General features: G+C 41.2%; 12 protein-coding genes and 1 CRISPR repeat array. Of the genes, 5 read left to right on the top strand and 7 right to left on the bottom strand.

The genetic code is table 11. The features are described from left to right. Positions 1-270: 270 nt before the first annotated feature. Positions 271-3,048: a CRISPR direct-repeat array (repeat unit 37 nt; unit sequence ATTGCAATTTATCAAAATCCCTATTAGGGATTGAAAC). A 130-nt stretch (positions 3,049-3,178) separates the two neighbouring features. The 3 genes from H6G86_RS05305 to aroA all read right to left on the bottom strand — a co-directional run bounded on the left by H6G86_RS05305 (position 3,179) and on the right by aroA (position 7,402). Then, the gene (locus H6G86_RS05305; protein WP_190933448.1) at positions 3,179-4,768 is read right to left on the bottom strand and encodes an alkaline phosphatase D family protein; all 1,590 of its coding nucleotides are present in this window, start codon (positions 4,766-4,768) and stop codon (positions 3,179-3,181) included. 226 nt (positions 4,769-4,994) lie between these two features. Further along, entirely contained in the window at positions 4,995-5,546 is a 552-nt protein-coding gene (locus H6G86_RS05300) for a PEP-CTERM sorting domain-containing protein (RefSeq protein ID WP_190933447.1), read from the bottom strand. 575 nt (positions 5,547-6,121) lie between these two features. After that, positions 6,122-7,402: a 3-phosphoshikimate 1-carboxyvinyltransferase gene (gene aroA, locus H6G86_RS05295; RefSeq protein WP_190933446.1), complete on the bottom strand. Its 1,281-nt coding sequence runs from the start codon at positions 7,400-7,402 to the stop codon at positions 6,122-6,124. A gap of 300 nt (positions 7,403-7,702) precedes the next feature. Between aroA and H6G86_RS05290 the strand changes: the two genes are divergently transcribed. From H6G86_RS05290 to H6G86_RS05275, 4 genes are all read left to right on the top strand, one after another. Further along, positions 7,703-8,554, top strand: a complete 852-nt coding sequence (locus H6G86_RS05290) for a DUF928 domain-containing protein (RefSeq protein ID WP_190933445.1) — start codon at positions 7,703-7,705, stop codon at positions 8,552-8,554. A 44-nt stretch (positions 8,555-8,598) separates the two neighbouring features. Beyond that, positions 8,599-10,827 (top strand): CHASE2 domain-containing protein, encoded by a 2,229-nt coding sequence (locus H6G86_RS05285; protein WP_190933444.1) that lies wholly within the window; start codon positions 8,599-8,601, stop codon positions 10,825-10,827. A 271-nt stretch (positions 10,828-11,098) separates the two neighbouring features. After that, positions 11,099-11,404: a hypothetical protein gene (locus tag H6G86_RS05280; RefSeq protein ID WP_174710027.1), complete on the top strand. Its 306-nt coding sequence runs from the start codon at positions 11,099-11,101 to the stop codon at positions 11,402-11,404. A 686-nt stretch (positions 11,405-12,090) separates the two neighbouring features. Beyond that, positions 12,091-12,447, top strand: coding sequence for a hypothetical protein (locus H6G86_RS05275; RefSeq protein WP_174710026.1), 357 nt, complete (start codon positions 12,091-12,093; stop codon positions 12,445-12,447). Positions 12,448-12,545: 98 nt separating this feature from the next. On the opposite strand, the gene H6G86_RS05270 is transcribed toward H6G86_RS05275, so the two are convergent. The 3 genes from H6G86_RS05270 to H6G86_RS05260 form a co-directional block, all read right to left on the bottom strand. Next, positions 12,546-12,893: a cupin domain-containing protein gene (locus H6G86_RS05270; RefSeq protein ID WP_114080689.1), complete on the bottom strand. Its 348-nt coding sequence runs from the start codon at positions 12,891-12,893 to the stop codon at positions 12,546-12,548. Beyond that, positions 12,890-15,784, bottom strand: a complete 2,895-nt coding sequence (locus H6G86_RS05265; protein ID WP_190933443.1) for a glycerol-3-phosphate acyltransferase — start codon at positions 15,782-15,784, stop codon at positions 12,890-12,892. The genes H6G86_RS05270 and H6G86_RS05265 overlap by 4 nt, the downstream gene beginning before the upstream one ends. Positions 15,785-15,961: 177 nt before the next feature. Next, on the bottom strand, positions 15,962-16,138 hold the full coding sequence (locus tag H6G86_RS05260) for a hypothetical protein (protein WP_159402606.1): 177 nt from the start codon (positions 16,136-16,138) through the stop codon (positions 15,962-15,964). A gap of 309 nt (positions 16,139-16,447) precedes the next feature. Here H6G86_RS05260 and gatA point away from each other — a divergent pair, with 309 nt between their 5' ends. Next, the gene (gene gatA, locus H6G86_RS05255; RefSeq protein WP_190933442.1) at positions 16,448-17,908 is read left to right on the top strand and encodes an Asp-tRNA(Asn)/Glu-tRNA(Gln) amidotransferase subunit GatA; all 1,461 of its coding nucleotides are present in this window, start codon (positions 16,448-16,450) and stop codon (positions 17,906-17,908) included. A gap of 66 nt (positions 17,909-17,974) precedes the next feature. Here the strand turns inward: gatA and H6G86_RS05250 are convergent, their stop codons facing one another. Next, a complete protein-coding gene (locus tag H6G86_RS05250; RefSeq protein ID WP_190933441.1) occupies positions 17,975-18,454 on the bottom strand; it encodes a helix-turn-helix domain-containing protein in 480 nt (159 codons plus the stop codon). Between the last annotated feature and the right edge of the window lie 228 nt (positions 18,455-18,682).

Genomic DNA, 18,682 nt, shown 5'->3' with positions numbered 1-18,682 from the left:
TAAGTTCCCATATCTCAAATGCGCGGAAGGGTAGGTGTACAAATTCTATAGCCCCCAAAAAGTGATTATATTCCAAGCACAGTAAGGCTTTCAACCTATTATTCCCCTAATCCTCATCCGCGCAATCTCTAAAATGCTTATCAAAACACGATTTCAGCCTTTAAATTTTCCTGGCGCTCTTTCCAAACAAATTCTGTAATGTTATGATTGCCCTTGAATCGCGCAACTGTACCTTGAAAACTAAATACAGCTCGGGTTTCAGGCTCCCGCATTGCAATTTATCAAAATCCCTATTAGGGATTGAAACTTTTTCTGGAGGTGACAATCACGATAGTAATAAGGTTGCAATTTATCAAAATCCCTATTAGGGATTGAAACCAAGCTTTGGTAATTTGTGCAAATCGCAGCAATAGTTATTGCAATTTATCAAAATCCCTATTAGGGATTGAAACCTAACTAAAGTTAAGGAAGAATTTTAATGTCAAAAATTGCAATTTATCAAAATCCCTATTAGGGATTGAAACTTTACCCCTGGCATGAAAGCGGGAGTTCCTGAATAATATTGCAATTTATCAAAATCCCTATTAGGGATTGAAACCTCGATAAACGGGTCTATAAACCCATTGATTCTGATTGCAATTTATCAAAATCCCTATTAGGGATTGAAACAACTATGGCAGCATCGGCTCAACCTTTGGTAATGATTGCAATTTATCAAAATCCCTATTAGGGATTGAAACTCTTAATGCCCTTTGAAAGTCCGGTAAACCTATTGGATTGCAATTTATCAAAATCCCTATTAGGGATTGAAACGGGTAATAGTTTGGGTAACGATCAACATCCAAAGGATTGCAATTTATCAAAATCCCTATTAGGGATTGAAACTAGCAAAAATTCCTGGAATATTGGGAGGAATTAATGAGATTGCAATTTATCAAAATCCCTATTAGGGATTGAAACATCTTTTATGACATCGAAAATGACACCAAGAATGAATTGCAATTTATCAAAATCCCTATTAGGGATTGAAACCTGACCCTAACTACTATTGGGTATCTATAGTGGAATTGCAATTTATCAAAATCCCTATTAGGGATTGAAACGTGAGACTGCACGTGGACATTTAGCATCTGCTGTTATTGCAATTTATCAAAATCCCTATTAGGGATTGAAACGACACAGAGCGCCAGAAAAAGATAGACGACGGAAATTGCAATTTATCAAAATCCCTATTAGGGATTGAAACGGCTATGCGGTAGTGGATGCGCTGAACCGACGCAAATTGCAATTTATCAAAATCCCTATTAGGGATTGAAACTTTGAATCCATTCTCAGTACCTAAAGACCGCATAGAATTGCAATTTATCAAAATCCCTATTAGGGATTGAAACCAAATCTTAGCCAGTGGATTAACCTTTTTAGTATTATTGCAATTTATCAAAATCCCTATTAGGGATTGAAACATTATTAATCCTTTGGGGTAAAATGCGCGATGAGTATTGCAATTTATCAAAATCCCTATTAGGGATTGAAACAGCTTACCTCTGGGAAGGTAACGAAAACCTGGAATTGCAATTTATCAAAATCCCTATTAGGGATTGAAACTAGTTTGTAGCTATTTTCTAGCCGTAAATCTATACTATTGCAATTTATCAAAATCCCTATTAGGGATTGAAACTAGTCGCGATCGCGTTGCAGCTTTAATTGAGCAGGGTAAATTGCAATTTATCAAAATCCCTATTAGGGATTGAAACTATTTGATTCATGGCAAACACAAGCCAACACAATTGCAATTTATCAAAATCCCTATTAGGGATTGAAACCTAAAATAGTGCGATCGCACGGTTTGACTAGTTGATTGCAATTTATCAAAATCCCTATTAGGGATTGAAACTTAAGGGCAGCAAAAAGAAGACAGATTTCTGAAATTGCAATTTATCAAAATCCCTATTAGGGATTGAAACGATTCCGATCAACCCAGAGTACCTGGCAGTTAATACCATTGCAATTTATCAAAATCCCTATTAGGGATTGAAACTTTTAGGAAGGTACTTTGTGATATTGCGTTGAATAGCATTGCAATTTATCAAAATCCCTATTAGGGATTGAAACCAACGACCACCACCAAGGCGCTCATGCTTTTCAAATTGCAATTTATCAAAATCCCTATTAGGGATTGAAACACAAAAATACCACACTTCTAAAATTCTTCCATCCATTGCAATTTATCAAAATCCCTATTAGGGATTGAAACGAGTGCGCTAAGTCGGCAAAAAATTGGGATGATACATTGCAATTTATCAAAATCCCTATTAGGGATTGAAACCAGGCGGAACGCTCGCCCTTGGTGGAGGGGGAGGGGAAATTGCAATTTATCAAAATCCCTATTAGGGATTGAAACTCAGATTACTAGCACTTTCTCTAGTGCTGCGACTTATTGCAATTTATCAAAATCCCTATTAGGGATTGAAACTGGTACTGCACCTCCGCAGCAGTAGCAATTCACTATTGCAATTTATCAAAATCCCTATTAGGGATTGAAACGCAGAAATTGGGATTTTATGGTAAACAAATTTCTGAAATTGCAATTTATCAAAATCCCTATTAGGGATTGAAACCTTTTATTTAATAGCTATATCTGCAAGATTAATATTGCAATTTATCAAAATCCCTATTAGGGATTGAAACATCGGTAAGCAGCGCAAGAGCTAACGCAACTCCACATTGCAATTTATCAAAATCCCTATTAGGGATTGAAACTCTGGAGAGAATGAAAGCACCGTGTCGGGGGTGGATTGCAATTTATCAAAATCCCTATTAGGGATTGAAACAAACCCGTACTGCTAATAGATATTGTAGCAATAATTGCAATTTATCAAAATCCCTATTAGGGATTGAAACTCGACATTTGATATGAACGCTCATCAACTTTACAAGATTGCAATTTATCAAAATCCCTATTAGGGATTGAAACAGACCAGAAAAATACCAGAACCACCGCCAAAGCCAAAATTGCAATTTATCAAAATCCCTATTAGGGATTGAAACGATTGAGTGGATGCTAGAAAGCATCGACTTGCAAAAGTCAATTTTATGAAAATAAAAACACAGATGAACACTGATAATTTCTCTGTATCCATCTGTGATTATGTGGTGTCAATACCTGGGAATTAAACCATTAGACTTGTTGTATTTCGGGACGACCATCTTCAACCACAAATGAAGCCCGTTTACTAATCGTGCCAAATGGGGTTGTGACATTTGACATAACCAAATAGTCTGTCTTCCAGTTTGTGGGAGTCAGGGAACAACGAACATAGCCCCGTTGATTATTGAAGAACTTAATATGTGGGTTATCGGGTAAGTAAGCTTCAACTGCGGGGGTGGTGTCTGATCCATCTCCACCGGAGCTAATTGAAGAACAGACGAATTCACTGCCAACTGTGGCGGATTGTGGATTATCAAAGTTAGCTTTGAGATTCATCGCCCAATGAGAATGCACATCGCCTGCTAAGGATACTGGATTAGAGGGCTGGCGCTGTCCGAGGAAAGCCATGAGGCGATCGCGCGAAGCCACATAACCATCCCATTTATCCATGCTGTAAGTTCCGCCTTCTCCTGGTTTCATGTCTCGTTGAGCAATGGGAACCTGCTGCGCCAAAACATTCCACTTGGACTGTGAGCTATTTAAACCATCGAATAACCAATCTTCCTGTGCCTTACCGGTAATGGTTGCATTCGGATCTAAATTTTCTGGGCAACGTTCTTTAGTACCATCACCACATGGCTGATCGGTGCGATATTGGCGGGTATCTAAGACATGGAAGGTTGCTAAATTACCAAAGGAAAGCCGACGGTAAAGTTGCATATCGGGGCCAACGGGACGCGATAAGGGGCGCAGTGGCATGTGTTCGTAGTAAGCCTGATAAGCAATAGCCCGCCGTTGGAGGAAAATTGCTCGATCCTGATCTGGTTCAGTATCAATTTCTGAAATATTGTTGGCATAGTTGTTTTCTACTTCGTGGTCATCCCAGGTAACAATCCAAGGAAATGCTGCATGGGCTGCTTGCAGATTGGTATCAGTTTTATAAAGGGCGTGACGGTTGCGGTAATCTTCTAAGGTGAGAATTTCTGTACTGTTGTGTTGTCTGGGACTAGTAGTTGAGATTCCCCCTTCATAGATGTAATCACCAACATGCACTACTAAATCAAGGTCGTCCTGTGCTAGATATTTGTAGGCGGTATAGAATCCCTGCTGATAGTTTTGGCAGGAGACTAGACCAAAGTTAAATTTACTCAAATAGCTATTTGCTAAAGGCGCTGTACGAGTGCGACCAATAGGGCTAGCATCTTGACCAACCAGAAATCGATACCAATACCAAGTATCAGATTGTAATCCTTCTACCACAACTCGCACTGAGTGAGCTAGTTCTGGGGTTGCAAGTACCGTACCTCTAGAGACAATGCGCCTCATGTCAGAATCAGTTGCTACTTCCCAGCGAATTGGCACATTCACAGGTGGCATTCCACCTCCCTCTAAGGGTTCAGGAGCCAGACGAGTCCAAATCACTACGCTGGTAGGATAGGGTTCGCCCGACGCTACACCCAAGGTAAAAGGATAATTAGAAAATCTACCTGTAGCGATCGCTGTTTGATGAGAAAATTGATTAGCGATCGCTAAACCAGACAATGCTCCTGCCCCGATAATTAAGTTGCGTCGTTTCATTCGACTATGCAAGAACTGCTCAAAATTCCGGTAATCTACCATTCTCTACTCCTGAGTAACAGGTAAGTTAAAGCACAGCAACAGCTAACACAAAGAAGGCAGGGTAATCGTAGGCAAAATTCGTAATTAATTCCCTTACCAAAATCAGGTTTTAATTCCCATTTTTCCCATTATTATCAATGTGTTAGATGTTATGTCGCTACAGAAAAGCCTACTAATAAGAGATTAATTTTTGGCAAAGAAAGCATTAATATCAACTTAATGAAGGTTAGATTTTAACTTTTTTCATCAATGTTACTTTTCTCTTCATCATCAAGCCAAAGCTACAAGCAAAGAGAGCGCCAAATAAAGGTGTAGGTTCAGGTACTTGTGTATAGGAAACTTTACCTGATATGGGTTCAGCATCTGGAGAAGTTCTAGAGAAAATTGTAAAATCTTCACCGATGATTTCGTAACTGATAGAACTGGCAGGATTAGATTTATCGTTGAACAGATAATCTAATGTAAAAAATGTTTGTCCTGTTAAAGATGTGGTTTGAAATGCAACAGGAAAGTCTGGATAATTCGTATCATCTTGTTCTGTGTAAATGGTAGAATCACCATCAAATTGAAAAGAGAGTGACTTAATAGTAGCTTCGGGAGTATAGTCATTACTCAGAGTTGAGTCGTCAAAGCTAAAAAAGCCATTTCCCTTAGTTACAGGACTATCAACTGTGAAAGCGTAATTAATAATTGCAGCAGATACAGATTTTGCATCTACAACAGCAAAACCTAAAGTTAGGCTAGCAGCAGCAATGGCTAATTTTGGAACTATTTTCATCTCGATTTTCCTCACAATAAACTGATATCACTGATTAGAGTAGTGATAGAAATCAATGATTCTTCCCTTTTTAATCAAGAGAAATAAGCCTCCAAGTAATTGGATGCACCTTATATTAAAATTGCGAGTTTAAGCAGACTTTAATTAGAGGTAAAATAAGATAAAATTTAAGTTTGCAATATATAGGGCTTCTCCGACTCTGCGGGAATCCCTTTTGCGTCTACATCCTGTAGTTTTCTGTGAGGGAATTCCAAATAAAAAAATATCCCAAAACTGACGCAAAAATACTCTCTATTTCTTCTTCCTCTGTGTTCTCTGCGTCTCTGTGGTATCCTGCGGCAAGCCGCTCCGCGTCTACGTTTATTTGGATAATTTATTTCTTGGAAGTCCCTAAGTCCTATAAAGATTATTGAATTCACCAAAAACCTTTTCAAATAAAAATCTTCGTTCGTATTCAGGAATAAAATCCTAGCTTTGGGGACTTAAGTCCCCAATACAGACTACTTATTATGAGTCATAACCTACAACTAAAATCAAACACGAAATGAAGACAGTCGCTATAGAATACTACTCAATTATTCTTCTAACATTTTGAAGAATCGAGTAAAGTAATCTGGAAAAGTTTTTGCTGTACAGCCAGGATCTTTAATTACAATTCCTGGAACCTTCAAACCAGTGACAGCAAAAGCCATCGCCATTCGATGATCGTGATAGGTTTCAATCTCCGCCGGGGTAATGGGGCCAGGCTCAATTTTTAGTCTATCTGGAAATTCTTCAACCTGAACCCCTAGCCGACGCAACTCTGTTACTACTGCTCGAATTCGGTCGGTTTCCTTATAGCGAATATGTTCCACGTTACGAATGGTAATCGGTGAACTAGCAAAAGGCGCGATCGCACCTAATGTTTGCACTAAATCCGATATATCATTCATATCAATATCTATGCCTTGCAATTGCTTCGGCCCTGTCACTTCGGTGTAATCATCCGAAGCTTTAACTTCGCAACCCATCTGTTCTAAAACATCTAGCCAGAGAATATCACCCTGACACGATTGTTTGGTCAAATGTTTGACGCGCACCCGTCCCCCTGTGACGGCGGCGGCGGCAAAAAAGTAAGAAGCATTTGACGCATCGGGTTCTACTGTGTAATGTCGACCTTGGTAACGTTGACCCGCTTTAATCTGAAATTGATTATCGCCGATTTGATTCACCTCCACGCCAAAATCTGCCATCAGACGACAGGTCATTTTGACGTAAGATTGAGAAACTAATGTCCCCTCAACCTCAATGCTCGTATCCTGTTGGGCATAAGGCGCAATCATCAGCAATGCCGAAAGTTGCTGACTTGTTTGGTTAGCTTTTAAACGAAAATTTCCGCCAGCGAATCCTTGGCTATAGACGGTGTAGGGCATAAACCCAGAGTTTCCCTCAAAGTTAACGGTTGCTCCACCTGTTTGCAGCACCGTCAGCATATCACCCATCGGTCGTTCTCGCATTCGGGGAACGCCATCTAGACGATATTCACCGTTACCCAGTGCCACCAACGCCGAGATAAACCGTGCTGCTGTACCTGCCAAACCCACAAATAAATCTGCCTGTTTAGCTGGGATGTCGCCTCCTCTTCCTGCAACCTGAATCTGAGCCAAATTAGGATTTAACGTAATGGGAATACCTAATTGCTCTACGCATTTGACAAAATACTCGCTGTCTTCACTAAATAAGGCATTTTCTAAAATAGAGTTACCTTGTGCCAAAGCAGCCACAAGCAACGCCCGATTGGTAAGACTTTTAGAACCAGGAATTTCTATCGTGGCATCCACTGGCCGATTTAGAGCAGGAATTGCAATGGTATCCACGTTAAACCTCTACGTAGGCGGTTAGCTACAACTTTATATATTCCCATATTGTGACCAAAAGGGGGAGGGGCGGGAAGAGGTAGGGGGCAGGGAGGCAGGGGGAGCAGGGGAGGCAAGAAGACAAGGGGGACAAGGGGGAATTATTGAACAAGTCTCTCTCTTGTCTCCCTTGTCTCTTCTTCATGTTCAATGCCCCATGCCCAATGCCCAATAGTTTGTAGTTGAGTGAAAAATTTGATCTTGCTTTTGGGAATACTTAATTTATTCACTTGAGTAATTTATAACTTAGGCATTATCAATATGAAACGGATTAAACCATTCTTATATTTTCTAACCTTTTCCTTACCATTGGGTTTGCTTTCTGCTTTGACAGCAGAGGTACACGCTCAGTCGTACCATCCCAACAAAACTTGGCAAATTAGTCAGGCATTTAAGCCACCACAGCGAGGAAAACCTCCTGCAAGTGCTGGTGGTTCTACCCGTGGCGGCTCTTGCCTAATAGGGAAAAAACTAATAACTCCCTTAATGCCTCCAGATAAATTAGGGCTGACATTTGCTCAACATCCAACATTTTTCTGGTATGTACCTCCATTTCAAGTTAAAACAGCTAAGTTTGTGCTGCTAGCTGAAGACCAGAGTGTATTTTATGAAACGTCTTTTAAGCTTCCTGCTAAACCTGGAATTATTAGCTTCAAACTTCCTGAGAGTTCCCCCGGACTTACTGTAGGTAAAACTTATCACTGGTATCTAACAATTGTTTGTAATACTCAAGACTCCAGCGACAATCCGACTGTAGAAGGTTGGGTGGAACGCACTCAACCAGGCTCATCGTTGTCGGAGGCGTTAGCAAAGGCAAATGTGTACAAGTTACCCACCATCTATGCAGAAGCGGGGATTTGGCATGAAGCGCTGACTAGTTTGGTGCAGCTACGCCGAACTGAGCCGAATAATTTTAAAGCGAAGCTAGATTGGAGACAATTTTTCAAGTCTGTAGGTTTGAGTGCGATCGCTTCAGAACCATTGATCGATTGTTGCACATCTAAGAAAGAAGGGCATGGGGCATTGGGCATGGGGCATGGGGCTAAAGCAGAATTCCCAACTCACAACTCTTCTACAGACGCGATTAATCACGTCTCTACTCCTAACTCCTAACTCCCAACTCCTAACTCAGCACTCAGCACTCAGCACTAAATCTTATGTGGGCAAAGCTGAAATCGCAAATCTGGCAATGGCGTGGTGTTTTACTTGCTGTCCCTAATATTACAGCCTTGGTGATTGCACTACGGTTGACTGGATTACTGCAATTGTTGGAATTGGCAGCACTAGATCAATTTTTTCTCCTTCGTCCACAAGAATCGCCTGATACCCGCATCGTCATAGTTGAAATTAATGAGGCAGATATCCGTAAGCAGGGCCAGTGGCCTATGTCTGATGGAAAACTTGCCAGTTTGTTAGAGAAAATCAAACAGCAACAACCCAGAGCGATTGGTTTAGATATTTATCGTGATTTACCCGTCAATCCTGGTTATGAAGCTTTACTTAAGGTGTTTAAATCTACTCCAAATTTGATTGGAGTCCAAAAAGTCTCTGATACTGTTGATAGTTCGGCAGTTGATTCGTCTCCAGAACTAAAGCGACTCGATCAAATTGGGTCAAATGATTTACCCATAGATGGGGATGGCAAAATTCGGCGATCGCTATTATACGTAAATTTAAATAATGATCAGATTCTGGAAAGCTTTGGGTTAAAGCTGGCATTGTTGTACTTGAAACCTGAAGGCATTACCGCCAAGTCATCAGCAACTAACTCTAATTATTTGCAGTTAAATCGTGGCGTTTTCCCGATTTTTGAAGCTAATGATGGGGGTTATGTCCGAGCAGATGCGGGAAGTTACCAAGTGCTGTTGAACTATCGAGGACGGATACAGCAGTTTACTAAAGTTTCTCTGGGCGAAGTACAAGATAAACCCATCCCACCAGACTTAATGCGGGACAAGGTGGTGTTAATTGGTGCTACTGCTGAGAGTTTGAAGGATCTATTCTATACGCCTTACAGCAGTAATGTCTTGACTAACACAGAACGAATGGCGGGTATAACAATTCATGCTAATTTGATTAGTCAAATTTTAAGTGCGGCAATGGATGGTCGTCCGTTGATTAAGTGCTTACCTGAGCCGCTAGAATGGCTATCAATTTTAATTTGGTCAATTATTGGTGCTAGCTTGTGTTGGCTACAACGCCACAGTAGCAACCAGAAAACCCTTATGGCTGTTAGTGTTTTGCTAGCAGGTGGCGGTTTAATTGGTGGTAGTTTTCTAGCGTTTTTGGCTGGTTGGTGGATTCCCGTTCTCCCTTCAATGCTGGCATTCGCTGGTTCTGCGATCGCACTTACTCAATATATTGCTCAAAGCGCTACCGAGATGCGAAAAACTCTCGGTCGCTATCTAACTGATGAAATCGTCGCCAATATCCTAGAAACTCCTTCTGGGTTAAAGCTAGGGGGAGAACGAAGAAAAGTTACGGTTCTTGTGTCTGATTTAAGAGGATTTTCGGCTATTTCCGAACAATTACCGCCTGAAGAAGTAGTAAAGATTTTGAATCTTTATTTAGGAACAATGACAGATGTGATTAATCAGTATAAAGGCACGATTAATGAGTTTATGGGTGATGGCATTTTTGTGATATTTGGTGCGCCAATTAGCCGCATAGATGATTCTCAAAGAGCGATCGCTTGTGCTATTGCTATGCAATTGGCAATGCAGCAAGTAAACGAACAAAATCGGCAAATGAATTTTCCCATTCTCGAAATGGGAATTGGGATGAATACAGGCGAGGCTGTAGCAGGAAATGTTGGTTCTCAAAAACGCGCTCAATATACAGTTATTGGCAGTCATGTTAATTTGGCTGCTCGAATTGAGTCTTATACCGTAGGAGGACAGATTTTAATTTCTGAAAATACTTGTAAAGATGCCAATATTGACCTTCAAATTGCTGGACAACTAAAAATAGAACCCAAGGGAATAAAACACCCTGTGACAATTTGTGAAATTCGTGGCATTGGTGGTAAATATAATTTATTCTTGCCTGATGATGATGATAAAATAATCATTCTCAATCAAGAAGTGCCTGTGGAATACACCATTTTGCAGGGAAAACATGCAGTGGGAACAGTATTTTTGGGAGCATTAATTAGCCTCTCAGAAAAAAAGGCGCAATTGCGATCGTTAGATTCTTTAGAAATATTGAGTAATCTCAAACTCAAGCTATTGATTGAAGCAGAAATGGCTACAGAAGAAGAATATATCTATGCCAAGGTGATCCAACAGTCTAATGTTGACAAGCATCTTTTTCTGCTTCGGTTTACAGCCGTTCCGCCAAAAGCGATGGCAATGCTCAATGCACTCCGTCAGCCTGAGTCAGGTTAGGGCATCAATATTTAAATGGTAACGAAAGGAGGTGTATATAAATCAGGTTAACTGAAAAAGTAGGTAGTTCAGATTTTTTTAAAACAGTAGCAATTGTTGCTGATGCAACCAAGCGATCGCGGTAAGATTTTGGACTTAAGCCCGATCCAACTCCAATAACTCCTTAATAATTCGTAATTTTTAATTTATGCTATAGAGCAACTAAGTTGAGTTATGGAGATAAAAATATGATTTTTTCTAAAACTGAAATTCAATTACATCCAAAGGACAAATGACGAACGTAAACAACTTTCAAAGACTTGTAGAACTTGCAAACGAATATGGGATTATTTGCCAGCCAACACCAGAAGAATGCTTAATTGCATCCTTGCCTGGAGATGAAGATTTTTTATTAGCTTTTACTTGGTCTGGAGCAGTTGAGGGAGAGCCGCCAGAGCATGAATTAATAGCAATTAGTGTACAGGATATAGTTAAAGAAGTGACTGTTGCAGCTTGGCAGATTCCTATTTATTTATTCGGAAACGTTTTGAGACAGGCTCAAATGCTGGTTGCTGCTCACAAAGATTTTTTTAGCTAGCAGATAAGCCTCAATACTTTTCGGGTTTTGGGGGAAAGGGTTTGAATTTACCTTTACCCTTTAATTGTTGGGTTTATCCCAAAAGTATTGAGATAAGCCCCTATAGATTAAGGCATTTAAACTGGTATTTCTCCTTCAAACTAAAAAGTTTTGAAGGGGAAATTTTTGGGTTTTCAGGTAGGGGCAATTCATGAATTGCCCCTACCTGAAAAACTTGTTAAATGTACTAGAATTGCTGTAGTTAAGAAAAGCCCTTTCAATATATAGATATAAATAGATATAAGAGGTTGTTTGAAAAGTAGTTGGCTGTGATTTTAGGCACTTATTGATCCCCCCTAACCCCCCTTAAAAAGGGGGGAAATGGAATCAAAGTCCCCCTTTATAAGGGGAGCCACTGCGGTCTTGGGGTCTCCCCAAGTGGAGCATGTGGCGTGGATTTAGGGGGATCTAAAAGGATTTCATACATCACTAAGAACTTTTCAAACATCCTCTAAAGTTTTTCGTTGATTAACAGAAGACGGAGATCGGAAAAAGCACATGGTTCGCTGGCAACTATTTACCGCAAATGATATCCAGATGAACTTCCCCAGTGCTGATATCTTAGTGATATTCCTGATAGACTTTACTTGCACTGTAAGATTTAATCGGATAACCTGAGCGATCGCAATTGTTTTCTAAGAAAATCAATGAACAAATTCCTACTGAGTTTGCTTTCTTCTCCTGTGCTGATTAGCTCCATTCTCTCTATGGGAGTAATGCTGAATCAAGCACAAGCTATAGAGCCACAATCAGCAACCCAAACCACAGACCGTCTATCTTGTATCCGCAATAAACATAAAGTGGGTTTAGTATGTGCCAGGGCTTCTGTATTGGCTCAAATTCCTAACTATCAGCGTGAAATAGAGTTTTCTAAAGAAGATGCTCCCATGTTGGAGTTCAATAACGAAGAAAGCGATATGGCAATCGACTTATTTGGTTGCGACTGTGCTGCTTGTATAAATTCTTTACGTCAGATGCGTGGCGCAACACCTTTAGTATATTAGGATACTACACATTTATCTTTGTTTTAAGCAACATCCACAAGCTTTAGTGAGGACACAACATTGTTGAGCCCTCACTGAAGCTTTTGATATTCCAATAATTACGCTGATTTTTCCACACGCAAACCAAAGTAGGTCAAAACAAGCTCAGTTGAGCCACTATTGACAACTTCATGTACCTCTCCAACTTCTATCGCTACGCAATTCCCTGGAAGCAGGGGGTATTCTGTACCATCAATATGAATTACTCCTGAACCAGCTTCCACAAAGAATACTTCGCACATATCTTGATGCGCGTGTGCTGGTGCGGTTTGTCCGGGAGCAAAACGCGCTTGAGAGAAGTTAGTTAGGTGAGGCAAATCGCCGAAGCGTAACATCACCTTTTTCTTGATTTCGGGATTGTGAGAGACAGACTCTTCTGGCAAGTCTTTCAGAGAATTGGTAATCATTCGGGTCTTAAATCGTTAGATAATTCCACAATACCCCTAGACCCATCAATCCTTACCCGTTGACCATCTTGCAAAAGCCATGTAGCACCCCGAACATCCATTACAGCAGGAATACCGTACTCACGAGCCACGATCGCACCGTGAGAAAGCCGTCCACCAACTTCGGCAATTAATCCTCCAGCCCTTAATAACAAAGGGGCCCAGCCGGAATCTGTGTAAGGCACTACCAGAATCGTATCTCGATCAATCTCTGGCACATCTTGTAAATTTCGCAACACCTTTACCCTGCCTTCAGCTTGCCCGTGACTGGCTCCAATCCCTTGTAAAATTTGGTCAGAGTAGAGCGCAGAAGGAGCTAAGGGGTGGGGAGGTGTATTGCCGTAAACTAAAAGTGGCACTTGAATGAACTCGCTATCTTGAAAGAATTGCGATCGCCTCGATTCCACTAACTTATCTAACTCTTCAATCAGCCTAGAATCGTCACCCTCGACTAAACGCCGCACTTCATCAAAGTTGAGAAAAAAGATATCTCCTGTTTTCTGGAGTAAGCCGGATTTTAACCAAATCTTCTCTAAAGCTACAAAACTCCAACGCAATTCAGCTAATAACCGTGAATAAACTTCGGTAACTCGCCCTTTAATATCTACACGCCGTTGGACAAAAGAACGTTTGCGTTTACCAGCAAAGATGCTATTAATCGCGTCTTTAGCGCCTGCTTGTGGTTCGTTCCCCTGCATTAACTGCACAAACATCTGCTTAATCATCTGGGGATTCTCCCGCCAAGTGGGAACGGAGATATCAGTTCCCACTTCACTTAAATAGCCGTAATCCTGAAGTAATTCGTCAAATTCTTGCAGGATTTTCTCTCCCTCTGGGGTTTGCTTTAACTGCTCAAATACCTGCTGTGGTTCAAACTCAAGCAATACTTGCTTGGCATCTGTGGCTATTGCACTGAGCGATCGCAATGCCGCCACCTCTGGAGTCACGCTATTATCAATTTGGCCATCCTTCACCCGAAAAATCGCCTGTCGGAGGGCGGCACTTAAAGGAGCTAAAATGCTGTAATATGTCCCGTGGCGCAGCAACTCTAAAATAAAGTCAATTCTGATTAGCAACTTGGCTGGTTCCAAATTCTCTACATTTTCTTGCGCCAACTGCGACAACCCAGGAATAAACCGTTGGTGATAATCCTGTTTGAAGTCTTTTTCTAAATTTAATTCCCGCTTCAGCAACCTCCCTAGTCCTGGCAAATTCTCCCAGGTTGACTGCAAGGAAGGTTTACTTAATTTAGCTCCTCTGGTTAAAAATTCCAGACTTTCCGGCGGCAATCCCATACGCAGAAAGATATTTCCTAAGAGGGACGCGTTAAAATAGGCTCTGGAATAGTGCAGAGTTGCTGTTTCATTAAAATCTAAACCCAAAGCGCGATCGCCCAAAACTAGTGTAAAAAATTCTCCCCAAACTCCACAAGTTAAGGGACGATTAATTGACCATGTTAAGGGGTGAATTACTCCAGGAATCACTTCAGCAGCGATTTTGCGTGTCCAAATTGGTAGTAAAGTGGTGATTGGTCGAGATTGCAACACCCACAGCGTTTGACCGTCGTAACTCCATTCAATATCTTGAGGAGTGCCATGATAACGTTTTTCGAGTCGGTAAGCTAAGTATGCAACTTGCTTAATTAATGCCTGGGGAACTCGTCCTTCACCCTCTAATTGCACAGAGGAAGATTTTTCTGTTTCAACGACAAAAGCGCGATATTGTTCTGGCGTGACTTTTCCCGAAACGATTTGCGTTGGGCTGCCTGGAAGGGCTTCAATGATGATTGCATCACCTTGCTGAGTAATAGGATCGCGGCTGAAAGCAACGCCAGAATATACACTTTGGACTTGTTGTTGAATCAACACAGCCATTGCTGTATCACTTGAGCCGCGATCGCGCCGATACTGTACAGCAGATGGATGATTGTAAGAAGCTTGAACTTGAGCGATCGCTTGCTGTAATGCCTCTGGGCTAGTAACATTTAAAACTGTTTCATATTGTCCAGCCGCAGAAGCTTGTTCTGAGTCTTCGCCAATGGCAGAGGAACGCACCACCAAGGGGGATAATTCTGATGGCTGGAGAAATTCTGTCAACACTTTTGGATCGTCGATTGGCGCTAGTACCCACCCTTTCGGGACTGGATAGCCCCAACGCTTAATTTGGGATAATGTAGCCGCCTTTTCTCCGACAATAGCAGCATCCAATTCTTCATCTAAAGAAATCATCGCGCGATCGCCCCGTAAAAATTCCAACATCGCTTGCGATTCTGTTTGTGCCTCTTGAACTGGTAAGTTCATATCATCTGGAATTTTTGCATAAATCCAGGCCATTAAACCAGCTAAAGCCGCAGCAGCAAGCATTCTGGGGATATCGCTTAGATGCAAAATTGCTACAAACAGTGGAAATAGAAGCAAAACCCCATATTTAACTGCCTGTTTTGATTGCAGAACTGTAAAGCTAATACCTGCAAAGAAAGAGACAAATATTGCCACCAGGGGATCGTGTACGACAAATCCCCAGACGACATTTGTTGTACCTGCTCCTCTGCCTATCCAATATCTACCAATTACCAGAGCGATCAGGGCAATTAATTCCCAAAACGATCCCTCTGGGAAGAAAAGACGGGTGAGGAAAACTGCTGCAATTCCTTTAAAAGCTTCTGACAAGACTGCCAGAATTCCGACAAACTTACCGCCATGATAAAAGGCAGCTGATACACTAATGTTTCGTGTACCAACTTGTGATAATTGCTTACCCGTAAGGGCATAAACTATCCATGCAATCAGGGGTAATCCGCCCAAGAGGGGGCAGATAATTAAAATAACTAAAACACCCCAAGGTTCAAACATTCTGGATTTTGGATTTTAGATTTAAATTTTCCATCTAAAACCTCAAATCTAAAATCTAAAGTTTTTCTGAAATTTTTGATGGTAATTAGGGCGCTTTTATTTATTTAGTCATGGAATGGACACTTGGCTAAGACGGAAACCGTTTAAGACAAGTGTCCTTCTAGACTACTAATGGTTTTAGTTTAGCGCATAGGCAGCTTGCAGCGCCCAGATGATGAGAGCAGCGATCGATCCCAGAAGCAACACGGTAGAGATAGTGACTACTTTTGGGGAATCTGCACCCTCAAACTTCATAATTCCTCGATTTAAGTCGGACATAGCTTTGTAATCCTCTCTTGTTGGAGCATGAAACATTTGTCCGTTTTGATTGTAGTCCCTCTATTTACGGATGATGTTAAATTCCTTATATTATTTTGTTTAAGCCTCGCAATTTTTCCAACCCCACAATTACTTATTTCTTTAGAGGTATCAGTCTTATTTATTAACGGTGGAGAGTTAGAGAATAAGGTAGCAAAGGGGAAAGAAGTAACTTTTAATTCTCCCCCTTGCCCCCAGTGCCCAATTCCCCATGCCCAATGCCCCATGCCCAATTCCCCATTCCCAATTCCCAATCTCAGTCAATATGTACTAAAATCAATGACTTGAGTCACAAAGAGAGCAATCATGGCATCCATCCGCGAGTTGCACCAACAGCTGGTTAAGAAAGAACGTTCTGCCGTTGAAATTACCCAAGAAGCTTTAAAGCGCATTGAAGCGTTAGAGCCGAAATTGCACAGCTTTTTATGTGTTACCGCAGAACGGGCATTAGAGCAGGCCAGTACTGTGGATGCCAAAATTGCTGCCGGGGAAGAAATCGGGCTACTAGCAGGCATTCCTGTTGGGATTAAGGACAATTTATGTACTAAGGGAATTCCTACCACTTGCGCCTCCCGAATTTTAGAGAATTTTGTGCCGCCTTATGAATCAACGGCGACGCAAAAGCTCGCAGATGCTGGGGCGGTAATGGTAGGCAAAACCAACTTAGATGAGTTTGCAATGGGTAGTTCCACAGAAAACTCTGCCTACCAAGTCACGGCTAATCCTTGGGATTTGTCACGAGTTCCAGGTGGTTCTTCGGGGGGTTCGGCGGCGGCGGTGTCGTCCCAAGAATGTGTAGTTGCTCTCGGTTCTGATACTGGTGGTTCAATTCGTCAACCTGCATCTTTCTGCGGTGTGGTGGGGATGAAACCAACTTATGGTTTGGTTTCTCGTTATGGTTTAGTGGCTTACGCTTCGTCTTTGGATCAAATTGGGCCATTTGCAAACACAGTAGAAGATGCGGCAATATTATTAAGTGCGATCGCAGGTCACGATCCCAAAGACTCTACCAGCCTCAAAGTTGCGATTCCCAACTACGCCGCCAGCTTAAAACCAGACTTCAAACCCAGAGGTCAGCTAAGAATTGGGATCGTTAAAGAAACTTTTGGTGAAGGTTTAGATTCTGTAGTGGAACAAGCTGTTACCAAAGCAGTAGATGTATTACAAAGTTTGGGAGCAGAGATTCATATAATTTCCTGTCCCCGCTTTCGCTATGGCTTACCCACCTACTACATCATCGCCCCGTCTGAAGCGTCAGCAAACTTGGCTCGTTACGATGGCGTTAAATACGGCTACCGCGCTCCTGATGCCGATAATCTACTATCAATGTATACTCGTACCCGTGCCACTGGTTTTGGTACAGAAGTCAAACGCCGGATTATGATCGGCACTTATGCCCTTTCTGCTGGCTATTACGATGCTTATTACCTGAAAGCGCAAAAAGTCCGCACCCTAATTAAGGAAGACTTTGAAAAGGCTTTTCGCTTGGTTGATGTGTTAGTTTGTCCCACATCTCCCACTACAGCATTTAAAGCAGGGGAAAAAACTACTGATCCCTTGAGTATGTATTTAACTGACTTGATGACTATTCCTGTGAATCTTGCTGGTTTACCTAGTTTAAGTTTGCCATGTGGTTTTGATGACCAGGGTTTACCAATAGGATTACAGCTAATTGGCAATGTACTCCGAGAAGACCAATTGTTTCAGGTAGCTTACGCTTATGAACAAGCTACTACTTGGCATCTGCGTAAACCACAAATATCTTGAATTTGTCATTTGTCATTGGTCATTAGTCATTGGTGATTAATTCTTTTCCTTTACTTGCTACCTACTCTACTTTTCTGTCAATTTGTTAGTATTGCTGACTATTGACTGTTGATTATTGACTTCTGGAGTCAGAGATTCAGATGTGATTTGTGGTGGATTAAGTATATGTAAAAGACCAGCAGATGCAGCGACCAATAACAGAATGTAGGTAACGACAAGAGGTATGTATGTATTTGGTTTGTTGTCAGAATTTTTATGATCGTTCTTGGGGTCTTGGCGGACTACTGGATTGCTTATAAGAGTATGTGATAAAGCATTTCCATCCAGTCCTAAAGCATCTGCATAGCGACGGATGAAACCTTGAAGAAAAATAGCCTCAGGTAATTCTTCAAATCTTTCTTCTTCTAAAGCGTGCAAAACGCCTGCTCTAATCAGTGTTTGAGCAGCAATTTCTTCTATGCGTATGGATTTTTCTTGTCTTACTTGTCGTAAATGTGTAGTTATTTCCTTTAGCTGCTCTACTTGAGCTTGGTTTAAGAGCGTCACTGTCTTCTCCTCTATGGGCTAATTCTACTATTCATATAGTGAGAAGACTTAAAATGGCATACGTATTTTTACTAGATATTTGATTTTCGTAAATTTTTTAATAAGAATTGAAATCTAGACTTAAAAATGCTATGGCTGCCAACACTAGTATAATTATTGTTACAATATATACTTTATCTCTAAACGAAATAGGGCATAAAAGTGAATAAGCAGCAATTTATGATACAA

It is taken from the genome of Nostoc sp. FACHB-133, assembly GCF_014698055.1.
Lineage (GTDB): Bacteria > Cyanobacteriota > Cyanobacteriia > Cyanobacteriales > Nostocaceae > Nostoc.
Note: the sequence above shows the minus strand (reverse complement) of the source record. Positions and strands in the feature narration are given on the sequence as shown.

What these genes read in the sequence shown, in the direction of transcription:
- H6G86_RS05305 (WP_190933448.1), bottom strand. Translation starts at nt 4,768, where the DNA reads ATGGTAGATTACCGGAATTTTGAGCAGTTCTTGCATAGTCGAATGAAA.
- H6G86_RS05300 (WP_190933447.1), bottom strand. Translation starts at nt 5,546, where the DNA reads ATGAAAATAGTTCCAAAATTAGCCATTGCTGCTGCTAGCCTAACTTTA.
- H6G86_RS05290 (WP_190933445.1), top strand. Translation starts at nt 7,703, where the DNA reads ATGAAACGGATTAAACCATTCTTATATTTTCTAACCTTTTCCTTACCA.
- H6G86_RS05285 (WP_190933444.1), top strand. Translation starts at nt 8,599, where the DNA reads ATGTGGGCAAAGCTGAAATCGCAAATCTGGCAATGGCGTGGTGTTTTA.
- H6G86_RS05280 (WP_174710027.1), top strand. Translation starts at nt 11,099, where the DNA reads ATGACGAACGTAAACAACTTTCAAAGACTTGTAGAACTTGCAAACGAA.
- H6G86_RS05275 (WP_174710026.1), top strand. Translation starts at nt 12,091, where the DNA reads ATGAACAAATTCCTACTGAGTTTGCTTTCTTCTCCTGTGCTGATTAGC.
- H6G86_RS05270 (WP_114080689.1), bottom strand. Translation starts at nt 12,893, where the DNA reads ATGATTACCAATTCTCTGAAAGACTTGCCAGAAGAGTCTGTCTCTCAC.
- H6G86_RS05265 (WP_190933443.1), bottom strand. Translation starts at nt 15,784, where the DNA reads ATGTTTGAACCTTGGGGTGTTTTAGTTATTTTAATTATCTGCCCCCTC.
- H6G86_RS05260 (WP_159402606.1), bottom strand. Translation starts at nt 16,138, where the DNA reads ATGTTTCATGCTCCAACAAGAGAGGATTACAAAGCTATGTCCGACTTA.
- gatA (WP_190933442.1), top strand. Translation starts at nt 16,448, where the DNA reads ATGGCATCCATCCGCGAGTTGCACCAACAGCTGGTTAAGAAAGAACGT.